The organism is Fenollaria massiliensis, from assembly GCF_000312505.2.
GTDB classification, from domain to species: Bacteria; Bacillota; Clostridia; order Tissierellales; family Peptoniphilaceae; genus Fenollaria; species Fenollaria massiliensis.
Genome location: NZ_HG326226.1, coordinates 358,242 through 384,472, shown reverse-complemented (window position 1 = coordinate 384,472; position 26,231 = coordinate 358,242). Strand labels below are relative to the sequence as shown.

24 protein-coding genes and 1 pseudogene are annotated in these 26,231 nt (G+C 35.4%); 3 read left to right on the top strand and 22 right to left on the bottom strand.

Translation table 11 applies throughout. The features are described from left to right. Positions 1–78: 78 nt before the first annotated feature. The 12 genes from BN30_RS05580 to ybaK all read right to left on the bottom strand — a co-directional run bounded on the left by BN30_RS05580 (position 79) and on the right by ybaK (position 12,592). Positions 79–1,449 (bottom strand): sensor histidine kinase, encoded by a 1,371-nt coding sequence (locus BN30_RS05580; RefSeq protein WP_019214530.1) that lies wholly within the window; start codon positions 1,447–1,449, stop codon positions 79–81. Further along, positions 1,440–2,099, bottom strand: coding sequence for a response regulator transcription factor (locus tag BN30_RS05575; RefSeq protein ID WP_019214529.1), 660 nt, complete (start codon positions 2,097–2,099; stop codon positions 1,440–1,442). The genes BN30_RS05580 and BN30_RS05575 overlap by 10 nt, the downstream gene beginning before the upstream one ends. A 32-nt stretch (positions 2,100–2,131) precedes the next feature. Next, positions 2,132–2,872 (bottom strand): lantibiotic immunity ABC transporter MutG family permease subunit, encoded by a 741-nt coding sequence (locus BN30_RS05570; RefSeq protein ID WP_019214528.1) that lies wholly within the window; start codon positions 2,870–2,872, stop codon positions 2,132–2,134. Beyond that, entirely contained in the window at positions 2,872–3,612 is a 741-nt protein-coding gene (locus BN30_RS05565) for a lantibiotic immunity ABC transporter MutE/EpiE family permease subunit (protein ID WP_019214527.1), read from the bottom strand. The genes BN30_RS05570 and BN30_RS05565 overlap by 1 nt, the downstream gene beginning before the upstream one ends. A 3-nt stretch (positions 3,613–3,615) precedes the next feature. Beyond that, positions 3,616–4,317 carry a lantibiotic protection ABC transporter ATP-binding protein gene (locus BN30_RS05560; protein WP_019214526.1) on the bottom strand — a complete coding sequence of 234 codons (702 nt, stop codon included), beginning with the start codon at positions 4,315–4,317 and terminating at the stop codon, positions 3,616–3,618. A gap of 344 nt (positions 4,318–4,661) precedes the next feature. Then, positions 4,662–5,207 carry a GNAT family N-acetyltransferase gene (locus BN30_RS05555; protein ID WP_019214525.1) on the bottom strand — a complete coding sequence of 182 codons (546 nt, stop codon included), beginning with the start codon at positions 5,205–5,207 and terminating at the stop codon, positions 4,662–4,664. 51 nt (positions 5,208–5,258) lie between these two features. After that, positions 5,259–5,804, bottom strand: a complete 546-nt coding sequence (locus BN30_RS09160) for a Type 1 glutamine amidotransferase-like domain-containing protein (RefSeq protein ID WP_242824748.1) — start codon at positions 5,802–5,804, stop codon at positions 5,259–5,261. Next, positions 5,801–5,941: a hypothetical protein gene (locus tag BN30_RS10320; protein WP_242824747.1), complete on the bottom strand. Its 141-nt coding sequence runs from the start codon at positions 5,939–5,941 to the stop codon at positions 5,801–5,803. The genes BN30_RS09160 and BN30_RS10320 overlap by 4 nt, the downstream gene beginning before the upstream one ends. A gap of 178 nt (positions 5,942–6,119) precedes the next feature. Beyond that, complete coding sequence (locus BN30_RS05545) at positions 6,120–8,600, bottom strand: S-layer homology domain-containing protein (protein WP_019214524.1); 2,481 nt, start codon at positions 8,598–8,600, stop codon at positions 6,120–6,122. A gap of 77 nt (positions 8,601–8,677) precedes the next feature. Then, entirely contained in the window at positions 8,678–8,878 is a 201-nt protein-coding gene (locus BN30_RS05540; RefSeq protein WP_019214523.1) for a DUF4177 domain-containing protein, read from the bottom strand. A 389-nt stretch (positions 8,879–9,267) separates the two neighbouring features. Next, a complete protein-coding gene (locus BN30_RS05535) occupies positions 9,268–12,108 on the bottom strand; it encodes an insulinase family protein (RefSeq protein ID WP_019214522.1) in 2,841 nt (946 codons plus the stop codon). A gap of 19 nt (positions 12,109–12,127) precedes the next feature. Further along, entirely contained in the window at positions 12,128–12,592 is a 465-nt protein-coding gene (ybaK, locus tag BN30_RS05530; RefSeq protein WP_019214521.1) for a Cys-tRNA(Pro) deacylase, read from the bottom strand. Between the two features lie 110 nt (positions 12,593–12,702). Here ybaK and BN30_RS05525 point away from each other — a divergent pair, with 110 nt between their 5' ends. Then, positions 12,703–13,815 carry an amidohydrolase family protein gene (locus BN30_RS05525; RefSeq protein ID WP_019214520.1) on the top strand — a complete coding sequence of 371 codons (1,113 nt, stop codon included), beginning with the start codon at positions 12,703–12,705 and terminating at the stop codon, positions 13,813–13,815. An 8-nt stretch (positions 13,816–13,823) separates the two neighbouring features. Beyond that, entirely contained in the window at positions 13,824–14,702 is an 879-nt protein-coding gene (locus BN30_RS09155) for a glycosylasparaginase (protein WP_019214519.1), read from the top strand. A gap of 626 nt (positions 14,703–15,328) precedes the next feature. Here BN30_RS09155 and BN30_RS05515 read toward each other — a convergent pair. After that, positions 15,329–15,967, bottom strand: a complete 639-nt coding sequence (locus BN30_RS05515; RefSeq protein WP_019214518.1) for a YARHG domain-containing protein — start codon at positions 15,965–15,967, stop codon at positions 15,329–15,331. Positions 15,968–16,137: 170 nt separating this feature from the next. On the opposite strand from BN30_RS05515, the gene msrB reads away from it, so the two are divergent. Further along, positions 16,138–17,172 carry a peptide-methionine (R)-S-oxide reductase MsrB gene (gene msrB / locus BN30_RS05510; protein WP_019214517.1) on the top strand — a complete coding sequence of 345 codons (1,035 nt, stop codon included), beginning with the start codon at positions 16,138–16,140 and terminating at the stop codon, positions 17,170–17,172. A 119-nt stretch (positions 17,173–17,291) separates the two neighbouring features. Here the strand turns inward: msrB and BN30_RS05505 are convergent, their stop codons facing one another. The 9 genes and pseudogenes from BN30_RS05505 to BN30_RS05470 form a co-directional block, all read right to left on the bottom strand. Beyond that, entirely contained in the window at positions 17,292–17,567 is a 276-nt protein-coding gene (locus BN30_RS05505; RefSeq protein WP_019214516.1) for a type II toxin-antitoxin system YafQ family toxin, read from the bottom strand. Next, positions 17,564–17,836 (bottom strand): type II toxin-antitoxin system RelB/DinJ family antitoxin, encoded by a 273-nt coding sequence (locus BN30_RS05500; protein ID WP_019214515.1) that lies wholly within the window; start codon positions 17,834–17,836, stop codon positions 17,564–17,566. The genes BN30_RS05505 and BN30_RS05500 overlap by 4 nt, the downstream gene beginning before the upstream one ends. Positions 17,837–18,083: 247 nt before the next feature. Further along, entirely contained in the window at positions 18,084–19,562 is a 1,479-nt protein-coding gene (locus BN30_RS05495; protein ID WP_019214514.1) for a C69 family dipeptidase, read from the bottom strand. Between the two features lie 337 nt (positions 19,563–19,899). Then, positions 19,900–20,922, bottom strand: a complete 1,023-nt coding sequence (locus BN30_RS05490; RefSeq protein WP_019214513.1) for a PTS sugar transporter subunit IIC — start codon at positions 20,920–20,922, stop codon at positions 19,900–19,902. A 201-nt stretch (positions 20,923–21,123) separates the two neighbouring features. Continuing rightward, entirely contained in the window at positions 21,124–21,288 is a 165-nt protein-coding gene (locus BN30_RS05485) for a transposon-encoded TnpW family protein (RefSeq protein ID WP_019214512.1), read from the bottom strand. 101 nt (positions 21,289–21,389) lie between these two features. After that, positions 21,390–22,154, bottom strand: a complete 765-nt coding sequence (locus BN30_RS05480; RefSeq protein WP_341348924.1) for a class I SAM-dependent methyltransferase — start codon at positions 22,152–22,154, stop codon at positions 21,390–21,392. Between the two features lie 235 nt (positions 22,155–22,389). Then, positions 22,390–22,503 (bottom strand): annotated as a pseudogene (locus BN30_RS10575) (recombinase family protein); the annotation flags it as partial. A 465-nt stretch (positions 22,504–22,968) separates the two neighbouring features. After that, complete coding sequence (locus BN30_RS05475; RefSeq protein WP_019214510.1) at positions 22,969–25,464, bottom strand: FtsX-like permease family protein; 2,496 nt, start codon at positions 25,462–25,464, stop codon at positions 22,969–22,971. Then, complete coding sequence (locus BN30_RS05470; protein WP_019214509.1) at positions 25,451–26,140, bottom strand: ABC transporter ATP-binding protein; 690 nt, start codon at positions 26,138–26,140, stop codon at positions 25,451–25,453. Before BN30_RS05470 ends, BN30_RS05475 begins: the two co-directional genes overlap by 14 nt. Positions 26,141–26,231 lie beyond the last annotated feature (91 nt).

Genomic DNA, 26,231 nt, shown 5'->3' with positions numbered 1-26,231 from the left:
ACTTACTTATTATGGTCTTTTTATATAAATCAAATATAATAAAATAAAGAAATTTGATATTATAGTAATATTCTCTATTTATTTCTTTACAGGTAGTAATATGCTTACTTTGGCACCGATTTCATCAGTTCTATTTTCTAAAACAAGACTTCCTCCGTGCATATCAATAATTTGTTCGGCAACAAATAATCCGATTCCATGGTTTTCTTTTGAATGCCTACTTTTGTCTCCTTGATAGAATTGATCTTTTGCATATAAGAGGTCTTCACCTGTAAATCCATGTCCTTGATCTAATATTGATATTTCGAGCTTAGCAGCTTTGGAACATATAATTAACTTAATAGTTGAGTTTTTAGGGCTGTTTTCTTCTGCATTACTAAGAATATTTAGAAAGGCTCGTTCAAAATTTTTCAAATCTACTATTAAAAAATCATCATCATAGTTAATATCTTCTAAAAGATTTAACTTATAAGTTGATGTAAATTCTTTAGCAAGTTTTTCAATGTTTTCAACAAATTTTTCTGTCTTAATTTCATTAAAATTTAATTCATTTGCTTGATTAGATTTATTAACAAGCATTAAAGTTTCGACATATTTATCAATACGGTTTGTATTTTTTCTAATATAATTTAGATATGTTTCTTGCTCTTTAGTTAGATTTGTTTCTCCTAATAATTCTGAGTTTCCCTTTATAATTGAAACTGGAGTTTTTATATCATGGCTTAATGCTGAAATCTGATTTCTTTTTTTCTCTTCCTCTCTCCAATTTGTTCTTAAAGATTCACTTAACCCTAACTTTATTTTTTCTAAACTTTCTAATATGACATTAAATTCCTGAACATTTGACTTTTTAACTTGGAAGTCTAAGTTTTGTTTCCCGATTTCTTCCGAAGCTTCTAGCAAAGGATTTAATTCTTTCGATATTTTCTTTGCCCAAATTAATGTGATAGTAATAATACTAATAAAACAAAATATTATCAGTAAAGTTAGTAATAAAATATTTATTTGTGGTAGATTTTTTTGCATCCAAGGACTTTTATAAAAAGGCTTTAGGTCATAAGCTACAAGTACATATCCATCTGATCTCTGTATTTCCATAAAGGATAAGTTGGAATTAGAATTAACAGAGCCCTTATGATAATTAAAGGCTATATCTTGGATATTCTTATTCATATTTGTTTCTATAACTTTTTCGTCTTTTGATAGAAATAGATAAGATGTATTATCTGGAAGTAATGATTTTTCGAAATTTTTTGAAGTGGCAATATCTGTTCTTTTTTCAAGAATTAAATTCTCAGTATAGTTCGCAGGAAATATCCACTTAAATTGGTAAGAAGCAGATATAAAAGCCATTATTAATCCAACAGAGATTACTAGTCCTAGTGCAATACTTAACAAATATTTAAAAAGTATATTTTTAAGAGATTGACCTTTTGATTTTAATTCCATTTATATCCGATCCCCCATACTGTTTCAATTGGATTTTTCCCATATTTTTGAAACTTTGCCCTAATATTTTTTACATGTTCTGATATTGCAGATGCATCTCCTATACCATCAAATCCAAAGATAAGCTCGTATATTTGGTCTCTTGAAAATACTTGTCCTTTTCTTTTTGCCAGTAATTCTGAAATTTGATATTCAGATTTTGTCAAATGAACTTTTTCATCTCCTACAAAGACTTCATTGGAAGATAAATCAAAACGAATCTCACCGAGATTTAAACTACTGTGTCGTTCTCTTTTTTCTCGTCTTAAATGTGCCTCTATACGAGCTAGGAGTTCTGCTGCACCGAATGGTTTTGTGATGTAATCATCTCCTCCAATTAATAAGCCTTCAACTATATCTTCTTCCATAGTTTTTGCTGTTAAAAAAAGAATAGGGCAGTCTACTTTAGCTCGAATATCCTTACAGAAACTAATTCCGTCAATACCTGGCATCATAACATCAAGTAGAATCAAATCATATTTACTAAGCTTACTATTATCAACGTCTAAAGGATTTTGATATACATCGACTTGATGCTTGTTCTTTTTCAAAATGTTTCTTATTAGATCAAGCATATCTAACTCGTCATCAACTGCAAGAATTAAAGACATTTTATCACCTCATAATTTTTCATAAAACATTTTTATTCGCTAAGAGATTTCCCATCCCACTTATTAAACCAAATAATTGAGGAAATAAATAGGATTAAGATAATAAACAAAGCTACAAAACTCCAAATTCTGAACTCTTTATAAAAATAGGAAGGATCCGAAACTTTGCCCATAGTAATATACATAGCTGGAAGTCTAGAGCCCCAAGTACAAGGTATAAAATACCAAATACTATCACCAATTACAGTCATTGAAAGTAAAGTAATCATTGTTTCTAGAAAACCTAATCCAATAGATGCACCACTACTTAATACGATTGATACCCAAAGATGAATCATGTATAGAGAAAAGCTGCTAATAAAAATTAAGAAAAATTCAATAACCCAATCAAAGATATTTTGATATACCGACAATATTGCAAAAATTATAATCGCTAAAGTCAGAGAAATAACAAATCCCAATTCTAATACAAGGAGTTTTCCTATATATGCTTTGCTTCTAGATTTTGTAGTAGATAAAAGCACTTGAAATTTTCCAGCACTCATTTCCATATCAACTACTTTTGAACTTATCGAACTTAATATTATTGGCATTACTGCTCCTAAAAGTACAAAATAAGTTTGTATTATATCTCTTTCTTCAAAATTTTTTAATCCTGTGGTTTTTAATGCCACATAAAATAGTAAAGAATAGGCTATAGGTAAGACTATGTGAATCCAAGGAAGCCAGGTGCCTTTAATTTTGTATATTTCTGATTTTATTATATTTATCATTACTTTACCTCTTGTTTTGAAAACCATTTTGCACTTATCATTGTTAGTAAGGTAAATAGACATATAGATAAAATACAAGGAATAAGTAACGATGTGTTTGATACCATTGGATTTGATGCTTCTATTAAAATACCACTTGGTAGAATATGCATAACAGGAATCATTAACCTAATTCCCCAAGAATATGGGCAATAAATCCAAAAAGCACCGTCAGACAACAATATTCCTGCTCCTAAACCTAATACTGCATTTACTGCAATACTTGCGATAAAGCCAAATTTTTTTGCCAAGAAAAAGCATAAGGGGATTTGCCAAATATTACTTATAATTAGTAAGAAACTTGCAAATACCAATGTTAAAAATCTATAGTTTGGTGCTAATTGCCCGCCGATTAAAAATTGAAAAATATACACTCCTAGCATATGAATTATAGCAGCAATACTCATATAAATAAATGCTGTAATTATTTTTGAAACCCATAACTTTTCAAGCTTAATATTTAGAGGAAAAACTGCTCTGTAGTTTAATTTTCTACTTTCTTTTCTATCCATCATTGCTGGGATTAAGGCAAAAGTTGCAGGCATTATTATGACGTACCACCAGTTATAGGAATTGGTAGTGAAATAGCTTGGCATAAGAAATAATGACAATAAGATTAAAGTTATCGGCATAATAACTAATAACTTCTTCAAGAAAGTGCCCTTATGTTTTAAATTTTCTGCAAGAATATAATTTATCATTTTTTACATCCCCATTCCATTTTTTATAACATTCGTAAAAAGTTCTTCTAAGTTGTCATCATGATTAATAGTGTTTTGATATTGCAATTTTCCATTATTAATAATCCCAATATGATCAGCAGTTTGTTCAACTTCTGCTAAAATATGACTAGACAAAATAACGGTTATCCCTTTTTCTGGGAAACTTCTTATTAAATCACGCAATTCCTGAATTCCTAGAGGATCAAGTCCGTTTGTTGGTTCATCTAAAATCAAAAGCTTAGGATTGTTTAATAAGGCAATGGCGATACCTAGCCTTTGTTTCATCCCTACAGAAAATTGACCACTTTTCTTTTTGCCAGTATCTTTTAAACTAACTATTTCCAAAAATTCATCAATCCTAGAATCTGGTAAGCCTAGTAGGAGTGTCCTTACTTTTAAATTTTCCCTAGCCGATAAGTTCTCATACAAGGCAGGCATTTCTATCAAGGCACCAATATCCGACAAATCGTCACGACTCCACTCATGACCTTCAAAAAAAATTTGACCAGATGTTTTATGAAGCATTCCAGTAATCATCTTCAATGTAGTCGATTTGCCAGCGCCATTAGGTCCTAGCAAGCCATAGATAGAATTCTCTTTTATTTTTAAAGAAATATTATCTACAGCTTTTTGCTTTCCAAAAGTTTTAGTAAGATTTTTTGTTTCTAATATAAATTTGTCCATAAATGAACCTCCTCTTCATTTTATAAATAAATTATAAAATATAAACTTAAGGATTTCATAAGGAAGATAAAATTCTTTTAAAATTTAATATCTTATCTAGTACTGAGACTAAAAATTTGAAAATGTTCTATAATTAGATTAATTTAGTTGTAAAAAATTAAGCACAGAGAATCCCTGTGCTTTAACTCATATCAATTAGAGTACCTTGTCCTTAACTAATAAGGCTTTAGGTGCTTTTATTATATCAAATGTTATAAAAATGTCAAGCAAATTTATTCCATTTCACATTGTAAGTTGTTTTTGCACCTAGCATCCATAATTTAATAATTATTTAAACATCACTTTTATATGCTCTTCACCATTTTTATACTGCTATATAGGGTTCCATCCTTTAAGATGATGGCATTAGGAGTCTCTCCCACTTGAATAAATCCAAGTTTATCATAAAGAATTCTTCCTCTTTCATTACCTGAGTAATAATCAAGCTCAACTTGTGAAAGCCCTAATTTTTTCGCATAGTCTTCAAGGCAATGAAGCACCTTTGTCCCTATTCCTTTGTTCCATAATTCTTTTAACACAGCAAGCGCTACATTTCCTCTGTGGCGCATCTTCTTTCTTCTAAACCTTGTAATAGTGCCGTTTGCGATCAATCTTCCATCCAGTTCAACGACAAGCATAAGGGTATCATCAGATTCGTTAAAACCTTTTATTAACTTAGCTTCCTCTTCGGCTGAGATACTTATTTCTTCTGGATAAGCATTCAAAAAATCAGATTCACCACTAACAGTTTTTAAATACTCAACTGTTTCTTCAGCGTCCTTTACTTGAATTTCTCGAATTGTACAGATTCTGCCGTCTTTTAATTCAAAATTTTCTGGTGTAAACTTCATATTTATACCTCCAATAAATTTTAATTTGCCCTTTTCATAATATGAAAACTCTTAATTTAAAACTTCTTTCTTCACACCTTTATCGCTCCAAGAAAGTTTATATGCATTTTTACTTGGGTTTGATTTAATCACTTTCATTTCATAATTATCCCAAACAATTGCTACCTGATTTTCTATTGCAATAGCATCTGTTAGCTGCCCAGCATAAAACTCATCAAAGCCTACTCTATCAGGCTCGTCATAATGAGGACAGTGCAAATAAGGAATGATTCCTAAACCTTTAACCCATATAGGTTTTGGCTTTTCAATATCTTCTATAAACTCACTATCGCTATGGCCTGAAATAAACCAGCATATAGAGCCTGCACTTAAGCCGGAGAGTACTTTGCCACTTTTATAAGCTCTAATTAATGCCTTGTCTACACCGTATTCTTCCCAAACTTTCATCATGTATTGGGTGTTGCCACCACCAACATAGATGATATCTGCATTTTCTATCTTTTGATTGACCTCTTCCTTGTCTACTTCTATATTAGATAAATACAAGGTGTCAGTTTTGCATCCTAGCTCACCATATAATTTACTAATAATTTTCACATAAGCCGGAGCATCTTTACTTGCTGTCGGAATGAATAGAAAATTTGGTTTTCTTTTTTGGCTGCCTCTACAATAAATTTATCTATCTCGTAAGTTTCATTTAAGCCTACTTCCCCGCCTCCAATAGCTATAATCATAAAATCCCTCCTATGTTAATATTGACTTTATTATATCATATAAAAGTCTTTGCTAATATTAAAAGTTTAATACAAATTTTATGTTTTATCGCCAACAAAAAAGGATCAACAAGCTATACTTGTCAATCCTTTTGAATAAACTAAATTTTTTACAAAGCGATCAATCGCTTAGTCTACATTATTTAATTACGCTAATAACAGCTGCCTCGCCATTCTCATTTAGTGCAATCTTAATCACACTATCCTTAGCATAATTCCTGCCAAAAACCACTCTCTTATCGTTAGCAAATACACTTAATTCCTTACCCTTACTATCTTTAAGCACAAGTTTTTCGCTTCCACCTGCGTCGTACAAAACGTTTTGAACTGTGTATTCTTCGCTCAAATCTGTGATTAGTTTATCTAGTCTAAGAACTTTTCCGTCCTTGTCAAGGCTTAGCTTAACGATGTCGCCTGCCTTGCAATTCTCAAATTTTTCGCCATTAGTCTCATAAACTCTAAGTGTTTGATTTTTATCGTAACCTTCGAAAGATTTATCAATCTTGGCATCGTAAACGCTTCTAAGCTCGATTATATCTTCTTTGTCAACTACTTTCTTCTTTTCTACGTTTTTGAAAACGATGGCTACTGGCGCGTTATCTGCTCCATGGAAGCTATCGTACTTAGTAACGTTTTTGTCCTTAAGGTCCTTAACTGTGAATACATAAGCTGTTACAGTCTTGTCAAAACCTGCGTTTTTCACTTCATCTAGGCTAATAGTCTCTACTTTATAATTCTTTCCTACTTGAACTAAATTATATAGAACTGTGTTGTCAAGAAGGTTTACTTCTTTTCCTGCCACGTAAATAGTGCTTCTCTTAACGCTCTTTGTTGGCGCGAAGACTTTATATGTCTTGCCGTCCTTGTCAAGTGGCATGAAACTCTTGTCGTAGTCTTTTAGTCCGTTTAATACAAATATCTTTTGAACTGCGTCTTTATTATAAATTGCGTAAACGATGTCTTGATTATTTAGCTCAGAAAGTCTGATTTCCTTGCCATCTCTATATATTCTTAGGTCAAGTGAGTCTTGAACCCTAATTTCTTTGCCATTTCTATCAATTAGTGCAACTGCGTTTGTAGTCACTCTATCGATCATGAAAACGTCTTCATCAAAAGAAAGTTTTCCGTAAATAACTTGAACGTTTCCAAATATATCTAGTGCTAAATTAACTTTTTCGTTTACTAATAGTTTTACTTCGTCATTATAGTTTGCTGCATTAACTTGTGAGAATACTTTGTCATCTACAGTAGCAACTGCTCTTCTTGATTTTTCATCGCTTAGCTTATAGTCTTTGTCAGCTAAATTGATGTATGCGCCGCCTTTACTTAATTTGTATCTAGCGCCTTGTCCTTCTACTTTATTTTTTACTACGATGGCTTCATCGCTTGAGTAGAAGTGTAATACATCGTATTTTTCTAGCTTAGCTGGGTCCATTGGCATAAGTTTGCCATTGTCATAAAGGTAAGCTTTTTTAAGATTTCTCTTAACTATGGCAGCTGACTCGTCGTCTATAGCCTTAACTGCGCCATTGTCATAAGAAAATACTGGCATTATATCGTTAAATGTATATGCTTTGATGTAGACAACTTTTGCGTTAACGCTTGTAACGTAGGCAAAGTCTGCCTTGTAGTTGATTTCTTTAGCAAAATCTGTGAATAAATCGAAATATTTGCCGTTAACTGCTGCGCCACGGAATTTTTGTTCAGTAAGCGCTGCCTTGTCTTCAAGAATTGTCGAATCCTTTGTAGAATCGCCAACATAAAGTCTTAAGCCTTTGATATTGATAGGCGCAATCTCAGTTTGAGCGATGGCGCTGTCTCTAAATGACTTAATCATGTTCTTTTCGTCGATGTCAAGGTCATAAACTCTGCCAACTATGTCCATAGGGTCCATGCCGTCCTTAAGGTCTACGATGTAGGAATTACCTTCTTTAAAGCCATCTAGGCTTGATTTTAATACGACGATTTCAGCTTGCTTTTCTGATAGATTTGAATTAGCATTTGTCTTTGTAACAATGGCTGTAAGCTTTGATAATTCAGCTTCTTTCACGCCATTAAGATAGTTATAAATCATTACAAAAACATTCTCTCTTGTAGCTTGATCTTTGTATTTTAGATCTGTAAGGCCATTTAAAATGCCTTTATTTGCTGCATAGCTGATAAATGGTGCTGCCCACTCGCCTTGAGTTGCTGGCTTGATATCAGTTCCACCAGCTGCAACAGCTAGCATCTTGATAGCTTCTTGATAAGAAACGTTCTTTCTTGGTCTAAAAGTTCCATCGCTATAGCCAGCGATAATTTTTAGCTCGCTTGCGATATTAACAAAGCCGTTTGACCAGCGATCAACAGCCATGTCCTTAAATGCGCTAGGTACGTTCATAGCTGCCTTAGCAGCATTTTCTTTGTTAAGTACCTTTGTTAGCATAACTGCAAACTCTTCTCTTGTAATCGAATCACTAAGTCTAAGTCCTTTGGCATCGCCTAGAACGTAGCCTTTTTCAACAAGATAGTCAATCTTGTCTTTATTAGTTTTTGTTTCACTTTGTGCAAAGCCTACGTTAATAGCACTCGCTACTAAAACAAAGGCTAGTACAAAGGATAAAATTCTCTTCATCTTCATAATATTACCTCCCATTATGATTTGTTTTATACTTATATATACCATGAAAATGGATTTTTCAAACAAAAAAAGAGAAGCTATTGCTCCCCTTCTGTTACCAACTCTCTTTCGAATACTAATTCCAATCTTGGATTTGCATCCACAAAATCCCTACTCTTATCGATTGAATCAATATAGCGCCAGCCTTCTTCCCCGTGTTTTTTTATTATTTCTTGGTAATCGTCGTACCAAAGACCAGTTGTTTTTACAGTGACAAAGTCGTATTCATACTTTTTCATAAAATCACCTCTTTTTTATTAAATATTCTTTTAAATAGAGCACATCGAAAAGTGTATTACGCATATAACGAAAATTGATTTCCTTCGCTTGCTACGTCTACGAAAACTGCGCTCGTGAAAATCAATTTTCTCACTAATTAAATTTGCTAAAATATATACACCGAGCAAATTTCTTAGATAAAATTCGATGATTGGGCGACGTGGAGCTTCGAGGCAAGCTTGGCCGTAAGTTTAATCAAAAGTCCAAGCTGCTCATAGCCATACAGATTTTGCGAAGAGAATTGATGGATAAGGCGAAGTGCAGTTTTTTGACAAGCGGAGTGTACACATAGTACTCGAGCATTGTCAACAAAACGAACAAGCCTTAGGCGCAATTCTAACGCAAAATCCTATCTTATGTCGATTATTTCGTCATACTCGATGCTATCATCAGATTCTGGTCCAATTACAGCATAACTAGCATCCTTCAATTTTTTCAATTTTTCTACATATTTTTTCTTTAATAAATCCAAATCCGTATCCAAAATTTCTCTGTATGTCTTCAAATCGTCTTCTTCTGTGAGACCTTGAAGCATTCTCACAAAGGCAAGTTTGCCTTTTTGTCCCTTGCCGTACGCCTTATTATACTTAAGTGTGGAAGCGATCTTTCTTCTCTCAAGCTCGTCTTGGTCAAGCTCGCAGCCCTCCAAGAACTCAGCCGATTTTCTCATAACGTCAAAGCTTCTCGAAACGTGCGGATCTCTAAAAGTAAACTCTGCAAGGTAGTCAATGCCTGCACTTAAGCCATCACCATAAGCGCCGCCCTTAGCACGAAGCTCTGTATGCAAATAGTCATTTGACATTATTTGTCTTAAAACTTCTACATCGCCGTCATTATCGCTATCTAGGCCAGTTGCCATGGCGTTGAAATAAACTTTGGATGAAACGATTAATTTAATATTTTTCTTTTCAATATTTTTTTCTATGTTAATGGCTGGAGCATCCACGCTCTCAAGTGAAGCTTCTAGCTCTGCTATAGCCTTATCTAGCTCAGGAATTTTGCTTTCGAATGAATAGTGCGATAGAAAACCATTTCTTCTAAACATAGTTTTCATTAGTCTTTCATAGTCTTTTATCTCTTCTTCCTTAAGCTCATCAAAGTTTGTCTTCAATTCTTTAAGGTGAATAAATTTTTCTATGCCATGAAGCTTTAGCGTAAGTCTCTCTTTTTCAAGGCTTTGCGCTTTCGCCACATCCATCGCAACGTTTGAAGCTATATTTAAAATATTATTATCAAAGTCTGAAACGCTCTCCAAAACGTTCATCTTAAGGACTTTTTCATCGCTTGGATCGGAGTACTTGATGATCTCATCAATTAGTTTCATCGCGCTCTCTGCCTTATCCTTCGTAAACTTCGCGCTGCATTGCACAAACGGTGTCAATTTGCCGTTCTTGTAATTTTTCACAACGCTCGCAGCAAAATTTATCGCGCCAGTAGTTTTGAATATATCTGTCTCAAGTTTTTCTCTCGATGACTTAGTAGTCTTGATGTCAGCAAGGAGATCAACTAAATTAGCGGCTTTCACGTAATCCTCCTCGGCAATATGAGAAATGTCGAAGAATAAGTTTAGATAACAAATTTTGCTATCTTCCTTAGAATAATAAGCTGAGTCAGAAATCTTTTCAAGCGGCAGTTTTTCAATATCGCGCGGCAAATCACTTAATTTAAGCGTTGGTATGCTAGCGATGGCTTCCTTACTATCCATAGCTTCTTGCATAGCCTTAAGATCTTCATTTTCCTTAATTAGCGCCTCTAGCTCCTCATCCGAAAGACTTGCCTTGAACTCGTCAAGCGCCTTTCTCTCAGCCTCGTCTCTGTCTTTGTAAAAGTCTTTTACTGGATAAAAATCAATTAGCTTAGCATCTTTATGAACATCTTTCACAAAGTTTATAAAAGCGTTTTTATCCTTCTTAAGCTCCTCAAGTGTAGCATTATACGCAAATGCATCCCGTGGCGACTTATCAAATAGCCACATAGCCACAGCTTTTAGCGCAAGTGCAATGCCCTTTGTTGCAGTATTTGCAAACTCTTTAAGGGTAAAGTCCATTAAATTAAGCGCCGAGTCATAGATATCGCCATTGATGCGGCCAGCCTTGATATTCTCAAGCTCTTCTTCAACAGCATCTTTGTAAATGTTTGCCTTGCCGCCATCTGCGTCTTTTAAAATCATATTTATGTCAGTGAAGTTGCCATTACCATAGCCATAGTTGGAGTAACTTAATAAATCACTCGCAATGCCCATCTCTTGGATCTTCTTCTTAAGCGGCGAATTTGAGAAATAGCTTAGGTACTTACTCAAAAACTCTGTCATGATGCTGTCACGAGTGTTGTCAATATCGCCTGTGATGAAGCTATATGCATAATTGTGCTTATCTGAGACATCGTTTGGATAAGCGCGCTCGATAAATTTTTTACTATCCTTAGCTAAACACATGCCAATTTTATTCGGAATTTCCTTGTAATCGTAAGCCGACAAAAATTCGTCCAAATGTTCAAGTTCTGCGTCTACATCGCCATCGCCATACAAAACTGTGAAGGAATTCGATGGGTGGTAGTGCCTTCTGTAGTAGTCAAGAAGCTCATCGTAAGTAAGTTTGATGATCTCGTAAGGGTCGCCGCCTGTATTGAAAGCGGGATAAGTGCCGGGATACATCTCCTCTCCCACAGCTTGGGAGATGAACACTTCAGAAGAGGACATAGCACCCTTCATCTCGTTATAAACAACGCCTTGGTACTGTATTTCGTCATCTTTATTAAAAATTTCGCGCCTAGTTCCTTCTTGAAGGAAGACTCTCTTATCCGTTAACAGTCTTGGATTGAAGACAGCGTCTAGGTAAACATCCATCAAATTATAAAAGTCCTTCGCATTTCTTGATGAAATCGGATAAACTGTCATGTTTTGGAAAGTCATCGCATTCAAAAACGTTGCAAGTGACGACTTTGCAAGGTCCATGAAGGGCTCCTTCGTTGTATATTTCTTTGAGCCTGACAAAACTGCGTGCTCAATTATGTGCATTATGCCCTTTGAATTCTCTGGAATCGTTCTAAATCCTATCATAAAGGCCTTGTTGTCGTCGTCATTTTCAAATTTTATGACCCTAGCCTTAGTCTTATTATGCGTAAAAATTTTATAAGCTGAACTTATTTCGTCTATAAATCCGCTCTCCACTAGAGAAAATTTTTCGTTCATTAAATCACCTCAATTATCCTTATTGTAACACAGCCGTCTTAACTATGTCAATGGCAGTCGCATCCGTTAGCTTAATTAAATCCGCTGGACTTATTTTTATTTGCAAACCAATTTTGCCTCCGCTCACGTAAATGTATTCCTTATCCATCGCCGATGCGTCTATAAATGTCCCAAGTTTTGTCTTCATGCCAATGGGTGAGCAGCCGCCATGCACGTAACCTGTTAGTGGCAGTAAATCCTTTTGTTTGAGCATGTCCACTTTTTTAGCGCCAGCTGCCTTCGCCGCCTTTTTTAAATCAAGCTCCATCGCCACGGGCACTATAAAAACAAAGTGTTCCCCTTTATTTGTCTCAGTAACGAGCGTTTTAAAAACCATTCTTTCATCTTCATTAAGCGTATGGGCAACGTCAGTTCCACTGATTCCAAGGCTCGCATCGTATTCAAATTCTTCATATTTCACGCCAGATGCTTCAATAAGGCGCATCGCATTTGTTTTTTCATAAAATCACCTATTTAATTATACCCAAAACTATTGTCAAAACTATTGTCATAGATAAGCTTTTGTGCTATGATTTAATTAAGGAAGGTGGATTTATGCTGCTTGTTAAAAACGCAAATTATAATGGTAATGGTGTTGATATATTATCTTTAGATGGCACGATTACTAAAATTGAGAAAGATATAAAAAATTATTATGGGATTGATGAGATAGATTTAAATGGAAAAAGAGTTTTTCCAAGTCTTATCGATGGCCACGTACACGTGACTGGTGGTGGCGGAGAGATGGGTCCTACTTCGCGCGTTCCCGAGATAAAGTATGAGGATATAATTATGGCTGGGGTGACGACTGTAGTTGGCCTACTTGGGACTGATAGCACGACTCGTTCGGTAGAAAATTTGGTCTCAAAGGTCAAGGCGCTAAATGAGTACAACGTCAGAGCCTTTGCACTGACTGGTGCCTACGAATATCCTTCTAAAACCATAACAGGCTCAGTCAAAAAGGACATCACTTACATAAGTGAGATCATCGGCTGCAAGCTAGCAATTTCAGACCACAGATCAAGTTACATCACAGAAGACGAACTCGTAAGGCTCGCGAGCGAGTGCTACATTGGCGGCCTCTTCGCAGGCAAAGTAGGTGAATTACACATGCATACTGGCGGACTGGGTAAGGAGGGTCTTTCAAAAGTCTTCGCAGCCCTTGAAAAACACGAAATTCCGATCAAGACATTCAGGCCGACTCATTGCAAAAACATAGTTGACGATGCTGTTAAGTTTATGAATATGGGTGGATACGCTGATTTCACTGCAGGAGAGAGCGGTTTAGATGCGATCGATTACGCGATAAAAAACGCACCATTCGATAAAATCACGCTTTCATCCGACTCAAACGGCTCTGTGCCTATCTGGTCCAAGGACAAGGAGCTCTTAGGTATAGGAGCTGCCAAGATTTCAGAGCTTTTTGATACTATAAAGGCGCTTTGCCATAATTATGGCTATGAGCTAAAGGATATGATTAAACTTGCCTCGACAAACGCAGCCAAGGCGCTTGAAATAGACAAAATTACTGGCGAGATCAAGGAAGGGCTTTCACTGGACCTTATGGCGCTTGATGATAATGATGGTATTGACACAGTTATCAGCAAGGGAATTCTTGAGATGAAGGACAAAAAAGTTCTGCGCAAGACTAATTTTTCTGATTTTTAGGAGGACTTATGACGATTATAGCAACTTGGAAAATGGCTTTGATGGGCACAAAGCTCGCACGTGAGGCGCTTTTAAAGGGCGCTGCGCTTGAAGAAGCCTTGATTACACTAATAAAAGATGTTGAAATGAACGAAGATTTTCACTCGGTCGGCTACAGCGGCCTACCTAACGAAGATGGCGTTGTTGAGTGCGATGCAGCAATCATGAACGGGGACAATCTGCATTTTGGTGCGGTTGCTGGCCTTAGAAATATGAGGAGCGCTGTCTCAGTCGCTTATACTCTCATTGATAATGAGTACAATAATTTTTTAGTCGGTGAAGGCGCTTTGAAACACGCTAAAGAAATGGGTTTTAAAGAAGAAGAGATGCTTACAGACGAAGCAAAGAGGCGCTGGCTCGAAGAAAATGCAAAAAAGCCAAAGGTTTATAAGGGCCACGATACAGTCTGTGGCCTCATCGCAGAGGACGGAAGATGCGTCGCGGGAACGTCGACCTCGGGCCTCTTTATGAAAAAAATGGGCCGCGTGGGTGACTCGCCACTTGTAGGTCCAGGTCTATATGCAGACAGCGAAGTAGGCGCCGCAGCTGCAACAGGCGTCGGCGAAGATATAATTAAAGGAACACTATCGTTTGCAATTGTAAGTTTAATGGCGAGTGGACTAAGTCCTCAAGACGCCGCTACAAAGGCAGTCAGTGATTTAGACACAAAACTTAGGGCAAAGGGCGAAGTGCCACGCGATTTCTCAGTAATAGCACTTAATAAGGACGGAGCATGGGGCGCCGCCACAAATATAGCCGAGTTTCCATTCATAGTGAGCGAGACAAATGGCGAAACGAGCGTGTATATAGCGAGAGACTTTGGTAGAGAGATAGAAAAGATTAAGTAATTTAATTGAGAGAAAAAAATTAAAATACCCTCCTTACTGGAAAACCAGTAAAGAGGGTAAATTTTTGCCTAAATATTATATCAGTATATACACCGAGCAAATTTTTTATTGTGTCAAAGAACTGGATCAAATAAATTTTGTAAGAATAATGCGATGATTACACCTCTTCAAATTATTTTATCAGTATATATACACCGAGTAAATTTCGCAGGAAAAGAAGAACCTCACCCATTTACAAAGCTTCGCTTTGAATGGGTCCCGGCCGTAAGTTTAATCAAAGCTATGTTCGCTTCGCTCCATACCTTTGTAAACTCTGGCATAAGGCATGCATAGCCAATCGAACATCGCCAAACTCGTTCTCTTGGTGCATGGACTTAAGAACCTTGGTGCTTCGCACTTGCGATGATTTGGCGAAGCGGAGTTTTGTCAAAATATATACACCGAGTAAATTTCGCAGGAAAAACGAGATGATTTAGCGTTGTGCAGAATTTTTTGGAGTGAGACGTATAAACATACGTCGCAGCGACAAAAAAATTCGAAACTAGAAAAAGGGCTCAACTTAATGCGAAATAAGCGAGCATTGTCGAAAAGCGAACGAGCCCAAGGGCGCATTTTAACACAAAATTCTATCTTCGGTCTAATTCTTTTTCATACTCCATAATGTATTTAATATTCTGCGCTTCCGTCGTCGACAAAAATGCACTATTATAATGCTCATCAACCTTATACCATGACTTTTGCTTAAAATAATCAGCTATTTCCTTAGTCTTGAACTCATAGCCGTGGCGAGCCAAAATTTCTGCCTTAATCAGTCTAATCTCGTTACGCGACAATGCTTTCAAGAGCTTCATTGGTATCAATTTTGCATCGCCATTAAAAAGATATTCGTCCTCAAAAACTTTTTTGTATGACTTGGCGAAATTCTTGTCAAGCTTCTCTTTCGGCTCAATTGGCATAAAATACTCAGCTTGCGCCCTTATGAAACTTGCGTCATCTATCTTCAGTTTGAATTTTTCGTCGGCCTTATTAAACTTCTCAAGGTCAAGAACAGTATCCTTGTAAATTTCCTCGTAAACTTTCGCGTCCTCACTCGCTTCCTTTATATATACATGGCTTGTTGTATATTTATACAAAAAATAAAAAATCGCCAAAAGCGCTAAACATACCAAAGTTAAGACGATAGCATAGACCTTAGACCTGTCCCTTTGGCCTTCGCCTCTGCCCTCAAAATTTATGTAAACACTAGAGTTTCTTCTAATTCTCATTTCATCACCTAGCTTAATTATATCACTATGGGGCAATGTTTTCAAGAGCGATTGGGTATCTATATTATAATTAAGATTTATGTTTATGGACTTGCCACTTCGATCTTATTAGTCATGGCTAGTCCATAAGCATCGTAAATATAGTTAAATAAATATATAGAGGTGATTTTATGAATAATAACAACAAGACCATACACTTAGCTGGCGGCTGTTTTTGGGGCATGCAAGGCTATTTCAATAGAATACGCGGTGTTATGGGAACAAAAGTAGGATACGCTAATGGCAAGGGTGATAGCACTAATTACGAGAAAGTTAAAGAGACTGATCACGCTGAAACCGTTGAAATAACTTATGATAAAAGCCTTGTGAGCCTAGAAGAGATACTTCTTCGCTACTTTAAGGTCATTGACCCAAAAAGCGTCAATAAGCAAGGCGGCGACAGGGGTAGGCAGTATAGAACTGGAATTTATTATAGTGATCCAGCTGATAAAAAAATTATTGACAAGGTATATAAATATGAAGAAAAAATTCACGGCGAGCTCGCTGTTGAGGTCGAGGAGCTGAAAAACTTCGTATTAGCAGAAGGCTACCACCAAGATTATTTGGAGAAAAATCCGGGCGGCTACTGCCATATCAATTTGGCTGAAGCTGATGAGCCCATTTTCGAAAAAGAATACAAAGAAGTTTCTGATGAAGAAGCAAAAAAGCTCTTGGATGAGCTTAGCTACAAGGTTATGAGGGAAGAAGGCACTGAGCATCCTCATAGCTCTGAATTAAATGATGAGTGGCGAGCTGGCATTTACGTGGATAAATTAACTGGTGAAGTGCTTTTTACTTCACAAGATAAATTCGATGCAGGCTGCGGCTGGCCTAGCTTTTCGAGGACTATAAATAGTGACAGCGTTAGCTACAACAGAGATGAATCGCATGGAATGAGGCGTGTCGAAATCAAGAGCAAATTTGGCAAGAATCACCTAGGCCACGTTTTTAGCGACGGACCAAAGGAGATGGGCGGACTAAGATACTGCATCGATGGCGCTGCTCTGCGCTTTGTGCCGCTTGAGGACATGGATAAGGAAGGCTACGGCGAGTACAAAATATTTTTCGCAGGTGATGTGTATAAGGAAAATGCAGTGAAAAATGTGAGCGAAGAAGTTAAGGCAGATGAGCCAGAAGCTTCAAGTAAAGGGATTAGTGCTGATTGACTGATTATTGTTTTAGTTGTGATTATAATAGCTAGACTATTATGGAAAAAGATAAAAAAATAAAGATGCTATAAAAATGAAAGCTGTGAGAAAAATAATCTCACAGCTTTGTTTGTTTATTAAAATAGATTTGAATGTGAACCAGCTCTCAATATATTAAGTATCAGAATATTTTCTTGTTTTTCATATATTAGAAGTAAATCTGGTTCAATATGGCACTCTCTTGCGCCGAGATAATCTCCTAACAGAGGATGATCCTTGTATTTTGCATCTAAAAATTCGCCTTTAGCTAGCTTATTAATAATGGCTAAAATTTTATCTGTATTCTTGCCCTGCTTTTTTAATAATTTAAAGTCTTTTTTAAATTTAGATGTTAATAAGACCTTATATTTCATACTTCTAAAGCTCTTCTAAGATCTTCCATATTGTCATATAGCGGTGTTGAAGGATCCATTGCTAATCGTCTTCCTTCTTCAATCGCTTCTAAAGTCTCTTTATTAGGCGCTTCTAGTTTTAAATCAAAAGGAATGCCGCCTTTTCTAATGCTTGCTCTTAAAAACATATTTATGGCTGTCGACATATTAAAGCCAAGTTCAGCGTAAACTTCTTCCGCAGCCTTTTTTATGTCCTTATCTATCCTTACATTTAAGTTAGTGTTACTCATAAAATCACCTTCCTTAATATAATTCTAGCACTTTATAAAGACTTTGTCAATACAATGTCATTAAGTTAGCTTAAAATCTTTAGTGAAATTAAATTATAACTGTTTAACAAAGTCTCCGCAATTCTAGTTCTGTTAGCAAAATTGATGAATAAGGCGAAGTACAGTGAGTGAGTGCCTGAGGCGTGCTAGACGCACTCCGCAAAGCACAAACGAGCGAAACAAGCCTTAGTCGCAATTTTGATAAGAACTAGGCATCACTTCTAGAAAATCCATTCTTCATAAGTGTTGAGCTTGTATAAAGAACTTTATCCAAATAATCCAAAGTTTCTTTTTCTACAAAATCTGATATTTCTTGGTTTGCTTTTTCGAAGAAGGCCTCTTTGTCCTTTGCATTAGCATATTCCTCATCAAATTTATTAATCATTTCATTCATTTTATTATTGATCTTGATTTGATAACGTTCAACATTTGAAGCATTTTCAGCGAAGTGTGCGTCTGCAAGCGCGCCTATAATCCTGTTGATCCAGTAGAAATTGTCTGTAGATGGCTTTGTAACTGCCTTTCCAACGTAGTCTGGAGTTTTGGAAACCTTTGTGTAGAATGGTACTATCGCGTTGAAAACGTTAGAGCCAAGTGCTAGCCAGTGAAGTGCTTTCAAATCGTCTGGCATGTAGCCTCTAACTTGTGTTAAGCCCAAAACGTTATTTCTATTTATACCAATAGGTCTAAATATGCCTGTGTGCATTTCGTCTTTGTGTTTTGCATAGCAGTCATAAGGTGTACCTTGATAATGGTTAGATAGTGCCCATTTAACTTCTTCTATAGTAATTTTCTTTTCTGGTACTAGTGCCCATGGTAAATTGTCGTCTGTTGGTCTGAAATCTGCGTCGTAGCCATCCCAGAAGAATGTTTTTGGATTGAAATAGCGTAGTAAAACCCAAGCTCTTGGTGTGTTATATGTGTGGTCTGAGTCGTCGTGTGAACCAAAGGCGTCTCTTGGGTTAAATACCTCTTCTTCGCTCATTCTCTTATCTAGGTGTGCTTTTTTAACTAAATCTTTTAATGATTTTGAGCACATATATTCTTTTTCTGCGCCATAAGCGTCGTCAAAATCGAATTCATCTATGCCTAATTGGTTTGGCATAATTACATAAGCATCGTCCGGAACCCTCTTTGCCATCCAGTTGTGGCCGCCAATTGTTTCAAGCCACCAAATTTCATTTTCGTCTTGGAAAGCAATACCATTCATCTCGTAAGTGCCGTATTTTTCAAGAAGTGCGCCCAATCTTCTAACGCCGTCCTTAGCGCTCTTGATGTATGGAAGTGTGATAGTAACTAGGTCTTCTTCGCCTATACCTCCAAAATGCTCAGTTCCATCTTCATCTTTATGGTACTCAACAAGTGGATCAGCGCCCATAACTAGCTCATTTGTAGTAAGTGTTTCAGTCGCGTTCATGGTAACGTTTTTAGCGTTTACACCATAAGCGCCCCAAATGCCCTCTTTTGTGTCAGAGCTTGGTGAATAAGTGTAGTCCATCGGATCGTCTGGTAAATCGATCTCAACCTTTGAAATAACTGCTTTGTATTTGCGTGGTTGGTCCTTTGCCTTCATCACCGCTAATCTTTTTGCGCAGAAGATGCCAGATGGTGAGTCCTCATTTCTTGCGACTATAGTTGAGCCGTCGTAGCTCGCATTTTTACCGACTAAAATAGTTGTACATGCCATATAAAATACCTCCTCATCTTTTGCTATAAAATGCGCCCTTACGCTCATTCGCTTCTCAGCAATGCTCGAGTATCTCATATACGCTCCGCTTGCTTCGAAGCTCCATTTCGCGTAATCATCACATTTTCTTAGCAAAATATTATTATAACATTATTAATACTTAAATATATTTCATAATATAATTGCCCTTTTTGCTTTACTAGCAAAGTCATCAAATTTTCTACAAAATATATTTGTAAATATAATCTTTACGAAATATTTTTACCCATTCTAATGAAAAAGACTACACATTTTATAGTATAGTCTTTAAATATGTCTAATTGGAATAAAAAATAATTTAACGCGAAAGTAATAGATCGTCGTCCTTCACAAGATTCATTTTTTTGAATAAATTATGGAATAAAAGCGATAAAACCGCTGGTAGCACTATATATGTCAAAAGAACTCCAAGCATTGTCATGGTCATATCTGCACCTTGCATTGCGTTGAAAGTTTCTAGAATTCCGACTAATCCAGAAGTACCCATACCAGCTCCTAGCGGTGTGTTTTTTAACCCAAATACACATGTCGCGATGGGTCCAGTCACCATGGACGCTAAGCTTGGCGCAAGCCATATCTTCCAGTTCTTTACTATGTTTGGTATTTGTAGCATGCTAGTGCCGAGTCCTTGAGCAAGCAGACCGTCGAAGCGATTTACCTTAAAACTGATCACCGCGAAGCCCACCATTTGCGCGCAGCAGCCAGCAGTTGCAGCGCCTGCAGCGAGATCGCTTAGCCCAAGCATCATACAAAGAGCCGCCGACGATATAGGCAGAGTCATAACCATGCCGACTATCAAAGAAACTATGATGCCCATAAAGAATGGTCTTAGCTTAGTCGCTTCAATGATTATATCGCCTAGTCCCACCATCATCATGTTGATGGACGGGCCAACGAATTTTGCGATGGCAAAGCCTGAAAGTATTACAGTTAGTGGTGTTGCGATGATGTCTATCATGGTTTCCTTTGAAATAAGTTTGCCGAGCTCAATCGCAACGACCGATGCGATAAGGCAGCCAACAGGTCCGCCAAGCTGGTTTCCTATGTAGCCAACTGTAAGCGATGAGAGCATAACTAGGTTTGGCGCCTTTAGTGCGACCCCTATCGCCGCGGCGATGGCTGGGCCAGTCATATCTTTGCAAAGCGGCCAAAGCTCTTCAGATAAAAATTTCGCTCCAGTATGTGTGCCGATTGTGTTTAGTATGGTGCCGATCAGTAGCGATGCGAACAGACCCATCGCCATGTTACCAAGCACGTCAATAAGGTAGACCTTGTAGGACACGAGCACGTTTTTCTTGTGTAAAAATTCTTTTATTTTCATTTCATCAATCTCCTTTTTTGATATTATAGCACCAATATTTTTTATGTGAAGAGTTTTTACTAGCTTTTTTGCACTGTTTTTATGAATTGTGAATTTTTAATTTTATCTTTGTTAATTATGTGTTAATATTTTAACTTTCTTGTTAAAGCAATCCCTTTGGGAAGATTTGTCAAGGACATAAATAAAATTTCTTTGACAAATTTATATCTTCTCTGTTTCTCTCATGATTAGCTTTAGTATTTTATCCTTGTATGTTTCGCCTGTACCTTGCTTGAAATATAGGTTTACAGTATATTTTGTCTTTCCAATATCCATTATTAACTGTTTATTGGGTGGTGCTTGTATTTTCCTTTTTTCTTCTTCCATAAGTTCTCCTTTCCATTTTTGACAAAGAAAAAACAGTAAACCTTTTTTTGATTTACTGTTTCGTAAGTTGATATGTTATAGATTGTATTTAGTTGCTTGAGTTAAACAAACTCAATTTTATTTATAGCCATCTTCATCATATCATCGCCTATCTTTGCAAGTAAACGATGAGAGAAGCGAACGCCCGGACTTTTCATATCATAGTAGCCCAACATATAGCCCTTTGAGGTAATTTTTATTTTCTCTGACCAATTAAGATCTTGTATCGGATTGTTTGTATAGAATAATCCTTCTACATCGCTGATACCCATATTTTTTAGTGTCTTTGACATCATCAGCTTTAAACCGAGCTTACCTACACTATCAAAAATCAAGCAGCCTCCTACATATCTTTTAGAAAGCTCTAAAACCAAATCCTTTACTTCGTTTCTCTTAAAATAATGAAATACCCCTGCCGCAAAGAAAATAACTCCATTTGAACCGTCTACTTCGTTCATCCATGAATAATCTTTTAAATCACAAGCAACATTTTTTTCTCTTTCATAATTTGAAATAAGCTGATTACGAACTTCTATAACATCGGGGAAATCTATATTGACTATCTTACAACTTCCATTATCACAAGCTTTTCCTGTTTCGTCTAAGCCGCAGCCAAGATTTACAACAGTTGCCTTCGGATAAGTCTTTAGATATTCTTTGATTTCCCACATAATATCTAATTGACGCATTGCTGCTTCAAGTGATCCAAACTCATATAAAAACGAATTATTTTTTCTCTCTAATTCTGAAAAATCATAATCCAAACTATCACATAAATTCTTTGCGAAAATGTCTGTATAAAGTTCAGGAAATTTTTCAGAACACATTTTTCTACCATATAGTGGCACAAGCAATGTTTCCTGAACAGTATTCTTTTCTATCTTTACTTTTTGTATTTCAACACACCTCCTTAAGTTAATTTGAATTTTATTTCACTCTATATTTATAATATTATATCATATTTTTACTAAGTTTTACAGACCTAACTCATGCTTCTTGACCTGTGTTAGTCCTCTCTTTTCTTGCAGCAATTTATCTATACAGCTTCTAACACTTTCAGCCTGTTCCACTTACTCCATCAACGGTATAGTGATAGATATTTACAAAACCGTTTCTTTTCGCATAGCTTTCAAGCAGCTGTTTTTGATTGGTGATGGAATTGCTGTCCCCTACCATTTCATCATCACGACTTAAACGCTCATAAAGTACCGTTTGTCCTGTTCTTTTCGTTTTTGATATGAGAATTACCTCCTTTCCAAGTTTTTATTATTTTCTCTGTCCCTAAGAGGTTAATCCTTTTGACTCGTTTCAAATTTTTTCTTCACTGCGATGAACAATAAGTTCAACTCGTTCAGAAAAATTCTCAACTTTGACAAATCATCTTGCTTTTCCGTCGAAATTTAAAACTAGACAATTGATATTGTTCTCTTTAAATAAAACACTTATTCTGATCTATTTATTGAGAAAAGTGTTTTCATTTATCGTCACAATACAATTGCCCTTGTCAATGAACCTGCACAAACAGATTTTTCAGAGCAAGCTCAAGGGTTCATTGAATTAGGGATTTTAGAAAAACTAGTTCATAAAGTCTTTAGGTGGCAAGATAAAAGGCTATGAGTTTTAATGCTCATAGCCTTTTTCTTATATACTCTTGAAAGTATTATCTGAGTTTTCATTTATTGTTTTAAAACCACTTTTTATCGCAAATAAAACTCCTGCAATCATAAATACAAATACTACTATTAGAGGGATATAATTCATATTTGTTATCAGACCTTTTATCGCAAATCCTAATTCATAGTTACTTCTATAGGCTCTCAATGCAATTCCAATAATGAACATAAAGATATAGGCTAAGAAAATATTTTTAAACAATATTTTCCCCTCTCCGAAGACCATCTTTTCCATTTGTTTTTCTGTCATACCTGCTGTTGATAGAAGTTTAAAGTCATTGGCTCTTGCCCTAAGGTTGCCTTTAAAACTATTATAGGCATTGGACAGAGCAATGGTTATAAGAATGATTTGGATGCCAAGATTTAAAAGTTTTTCATTTCTCGTTTGTTCTTTATTCATAGCAGCTTTTATAATTTCTGTAGAAGTGCCATGATCTGATTTTGGAACATAGGTCGAAATCACTTTTTCGGCATCTTCAAATACTTTTTCTTTATTTTTATCAGCTTTGATTTTTACAAAATAATAGTAAACAGGATCTGATTTATCTATTCCATACTCATCAATAAATTTCTTCATATTACTTGTGCTTGTGTAGATGGATATTTCATTATTATCATAAGCTTCTAAGTCATAAGGCATTTCATCAATACTTGCGTCAATTTTTATATTTATTGGTTTGCCCTGTGCATTATATTTTAAAGTAACTTTTCCTGTATCCTTATCAGAAATTTTTATATATTCATTTAAAGAATAAGGACTTCTACTATCTTTTGCAATTTTATTTAGTAGTAAATACTTTGCATTCGAAATATTATTTTCATTTAAAAGTTTTTCAAAATCCTCATCTTTTAAGGCATATATATTGGAATATAATTTATCTTCCGGTATTTTACCGCTATTCAAGGCTTCATTTAAATCCTTAGAAATAAAGTCCTCATTTTCACCAGCGTAAAATTTTGTATCTACTCTTTGATATACATGCAATTGGTCTATGCCTTCAACTTTTTCTATATCGTGAACAAAGTTTTTATCCAAAAAATCATCTACATAAATACTAGAGTCAAAATTGTAAGGACTTTTATAAGAGTTATATTTTTCGTTCAAAGTTCTATATGATTGGCTAACCAAAACTGTTGTCAATACAAAGGCAGAAAGAGCCATTGAGATTACAATAATTCGATAGGTTGATCGATATGACCTATAATAATCTTTTGCTAAAGTCTTTTCTATAGGTCCATTTATTTTTGATTTTCCTAATTTTATATTTTTTTCTGTAATTCCATTTAAACCTTCTATTATCTTTAATTTTGCACTCTTCCTAGCAGGGATCGTCGCAGACAAATACACCATTAAAAGAGATAATAAGAGAATGATTATTATAGAAATAGGATTTGGACAAACGAAATGAAAGTCTGGCGATATTAAACTTTCTCCTACTATCTCAGACATATTTTTATAGGATATAGAATTGTTAAGCCACATCAAATATAAGAGCAGATTTGCAGAAGCCAAAGATAAGATTGTTCCCAAGGCTATTGGTAAGGTTGAAAGTTTAAAAGCTTTCTTTCGAATCATTTTTTTGACCTGCTTATCTGTCATCCCAGTGCTTTTTAATAGAGCAATTTCTTTTAAATCTCTAGTATTCCATACATTAAAAGCACCATAGATAATAAAGGCAAAAAGTACGGTGAGAAAAAAAGCTATCCCATATTTTTCTATAGCTAAATTTACAACACTTTTAGGTGGAATAATTCCTTTAGGATAAACCATACTGTGTTCTAAAATATGTTTGTTGTAAAATACTCTTCCAATATCTAAGGCTTGTTTCTCATCAATATTCATTTCAGATAAAATTTTTCGAGTCTTTGTGTAGGTATCCCTTATGCTTTTATACCAAATCCATGCTTCTATTCCAGCATTGTTGTCAAATAGATAATCCTTTTTATTACTATCTGCTAAACCTATAAGCATAGTATCTTCAAAAGAATATCCATAATCATCGTAAACACCAACTATGGTATATGTCTTTTTATTTTCAATAATCTCAGAACCTAAATCGTACTCCTTATTTTTTATTAAAAATCTCTCTGGTACTAAAAGTTCATTTGAATTTTCTGGTTTTCTGCCATTTTTAATTTCATAGCCGAGAAGACTTTCATAATCTCCATTTTCATATATAACCGCATTTAAGTCTGTATTAATAATTTTATTGAAAGAAACTTTTTCTATATCTGTATCGTTTTTTAATTTATCATAAAAACTTTCGTCAATTTCAGCTATATCTACATGATAATCTCCAATAGCTTTCTTTACATATTCATACTGTTCAGTGTTCATTGAGTCGAAAACAAAAATAACAGTTCCTAGTAAAATCACTGCTAAAAGTATTGATATTTTAATAGCAAAACTGTCTTTCTTATTATTTTTTACAGCTCCATCAGCTAGGTCATTAATAATTTTCATAAGTTTCATCTCCTAAGAAATTTAACCTACCATCTACCATTCTATAGACCTTATCACAAGAATTTGCTACTTTTTCATCATGAGTTATTATCATAATTGTAGAATTTAATCTCTTATTTACTAGTCTAAAAAGCCCTGTGATTTCTTCAGAATTTTTTCTATCGAGATTTCCTGTAGGTTCATCTGCTAAGATTATTGCAGGTCTTGTAATAAGACTTCTGGCAATAGCGACTCTTTGTTGCTCGCCACCTGATAATTGTTTTGGATACCTATCAAGCTTTCCTTCTATTCCTAGTATCGATAAAATTTCCTTTAAATATTCTTCATCTGCCTTTTTATTGTCTAACAAAAGAGGAAGTAAAATATTTTTTCGAACGTTGATGTTTGGAATCAAATTAAAAAATTGATATACTACGCCTATATTCCTTCTTCGAAAGATTGTCATCTCATCTTTGTTAAACTTGGTAATATTTTTATCTTGAATAAAAATATCCCCACTTGTTGGTTTATCAACTCCTGCTAATAGATGAAGCAAGGTAGACTTTCCTGACCCGCTATCTCCAATAATGGCAACAAGATCTCCTTTTTCCATTTCAAAATTCACATTTGATAGAGCGTGTACTTCTACTCCACTATTGTAAGTTTTTGTTAAATTTACTGTTTTTACAATATTCATATTTAGCCCTCCTTAACTTGTCTATATAATACTAGGCTTAAGTGACTGGAAAGTGACTAGAAAAAATGACTGTGCTTTATTTACACAGCCA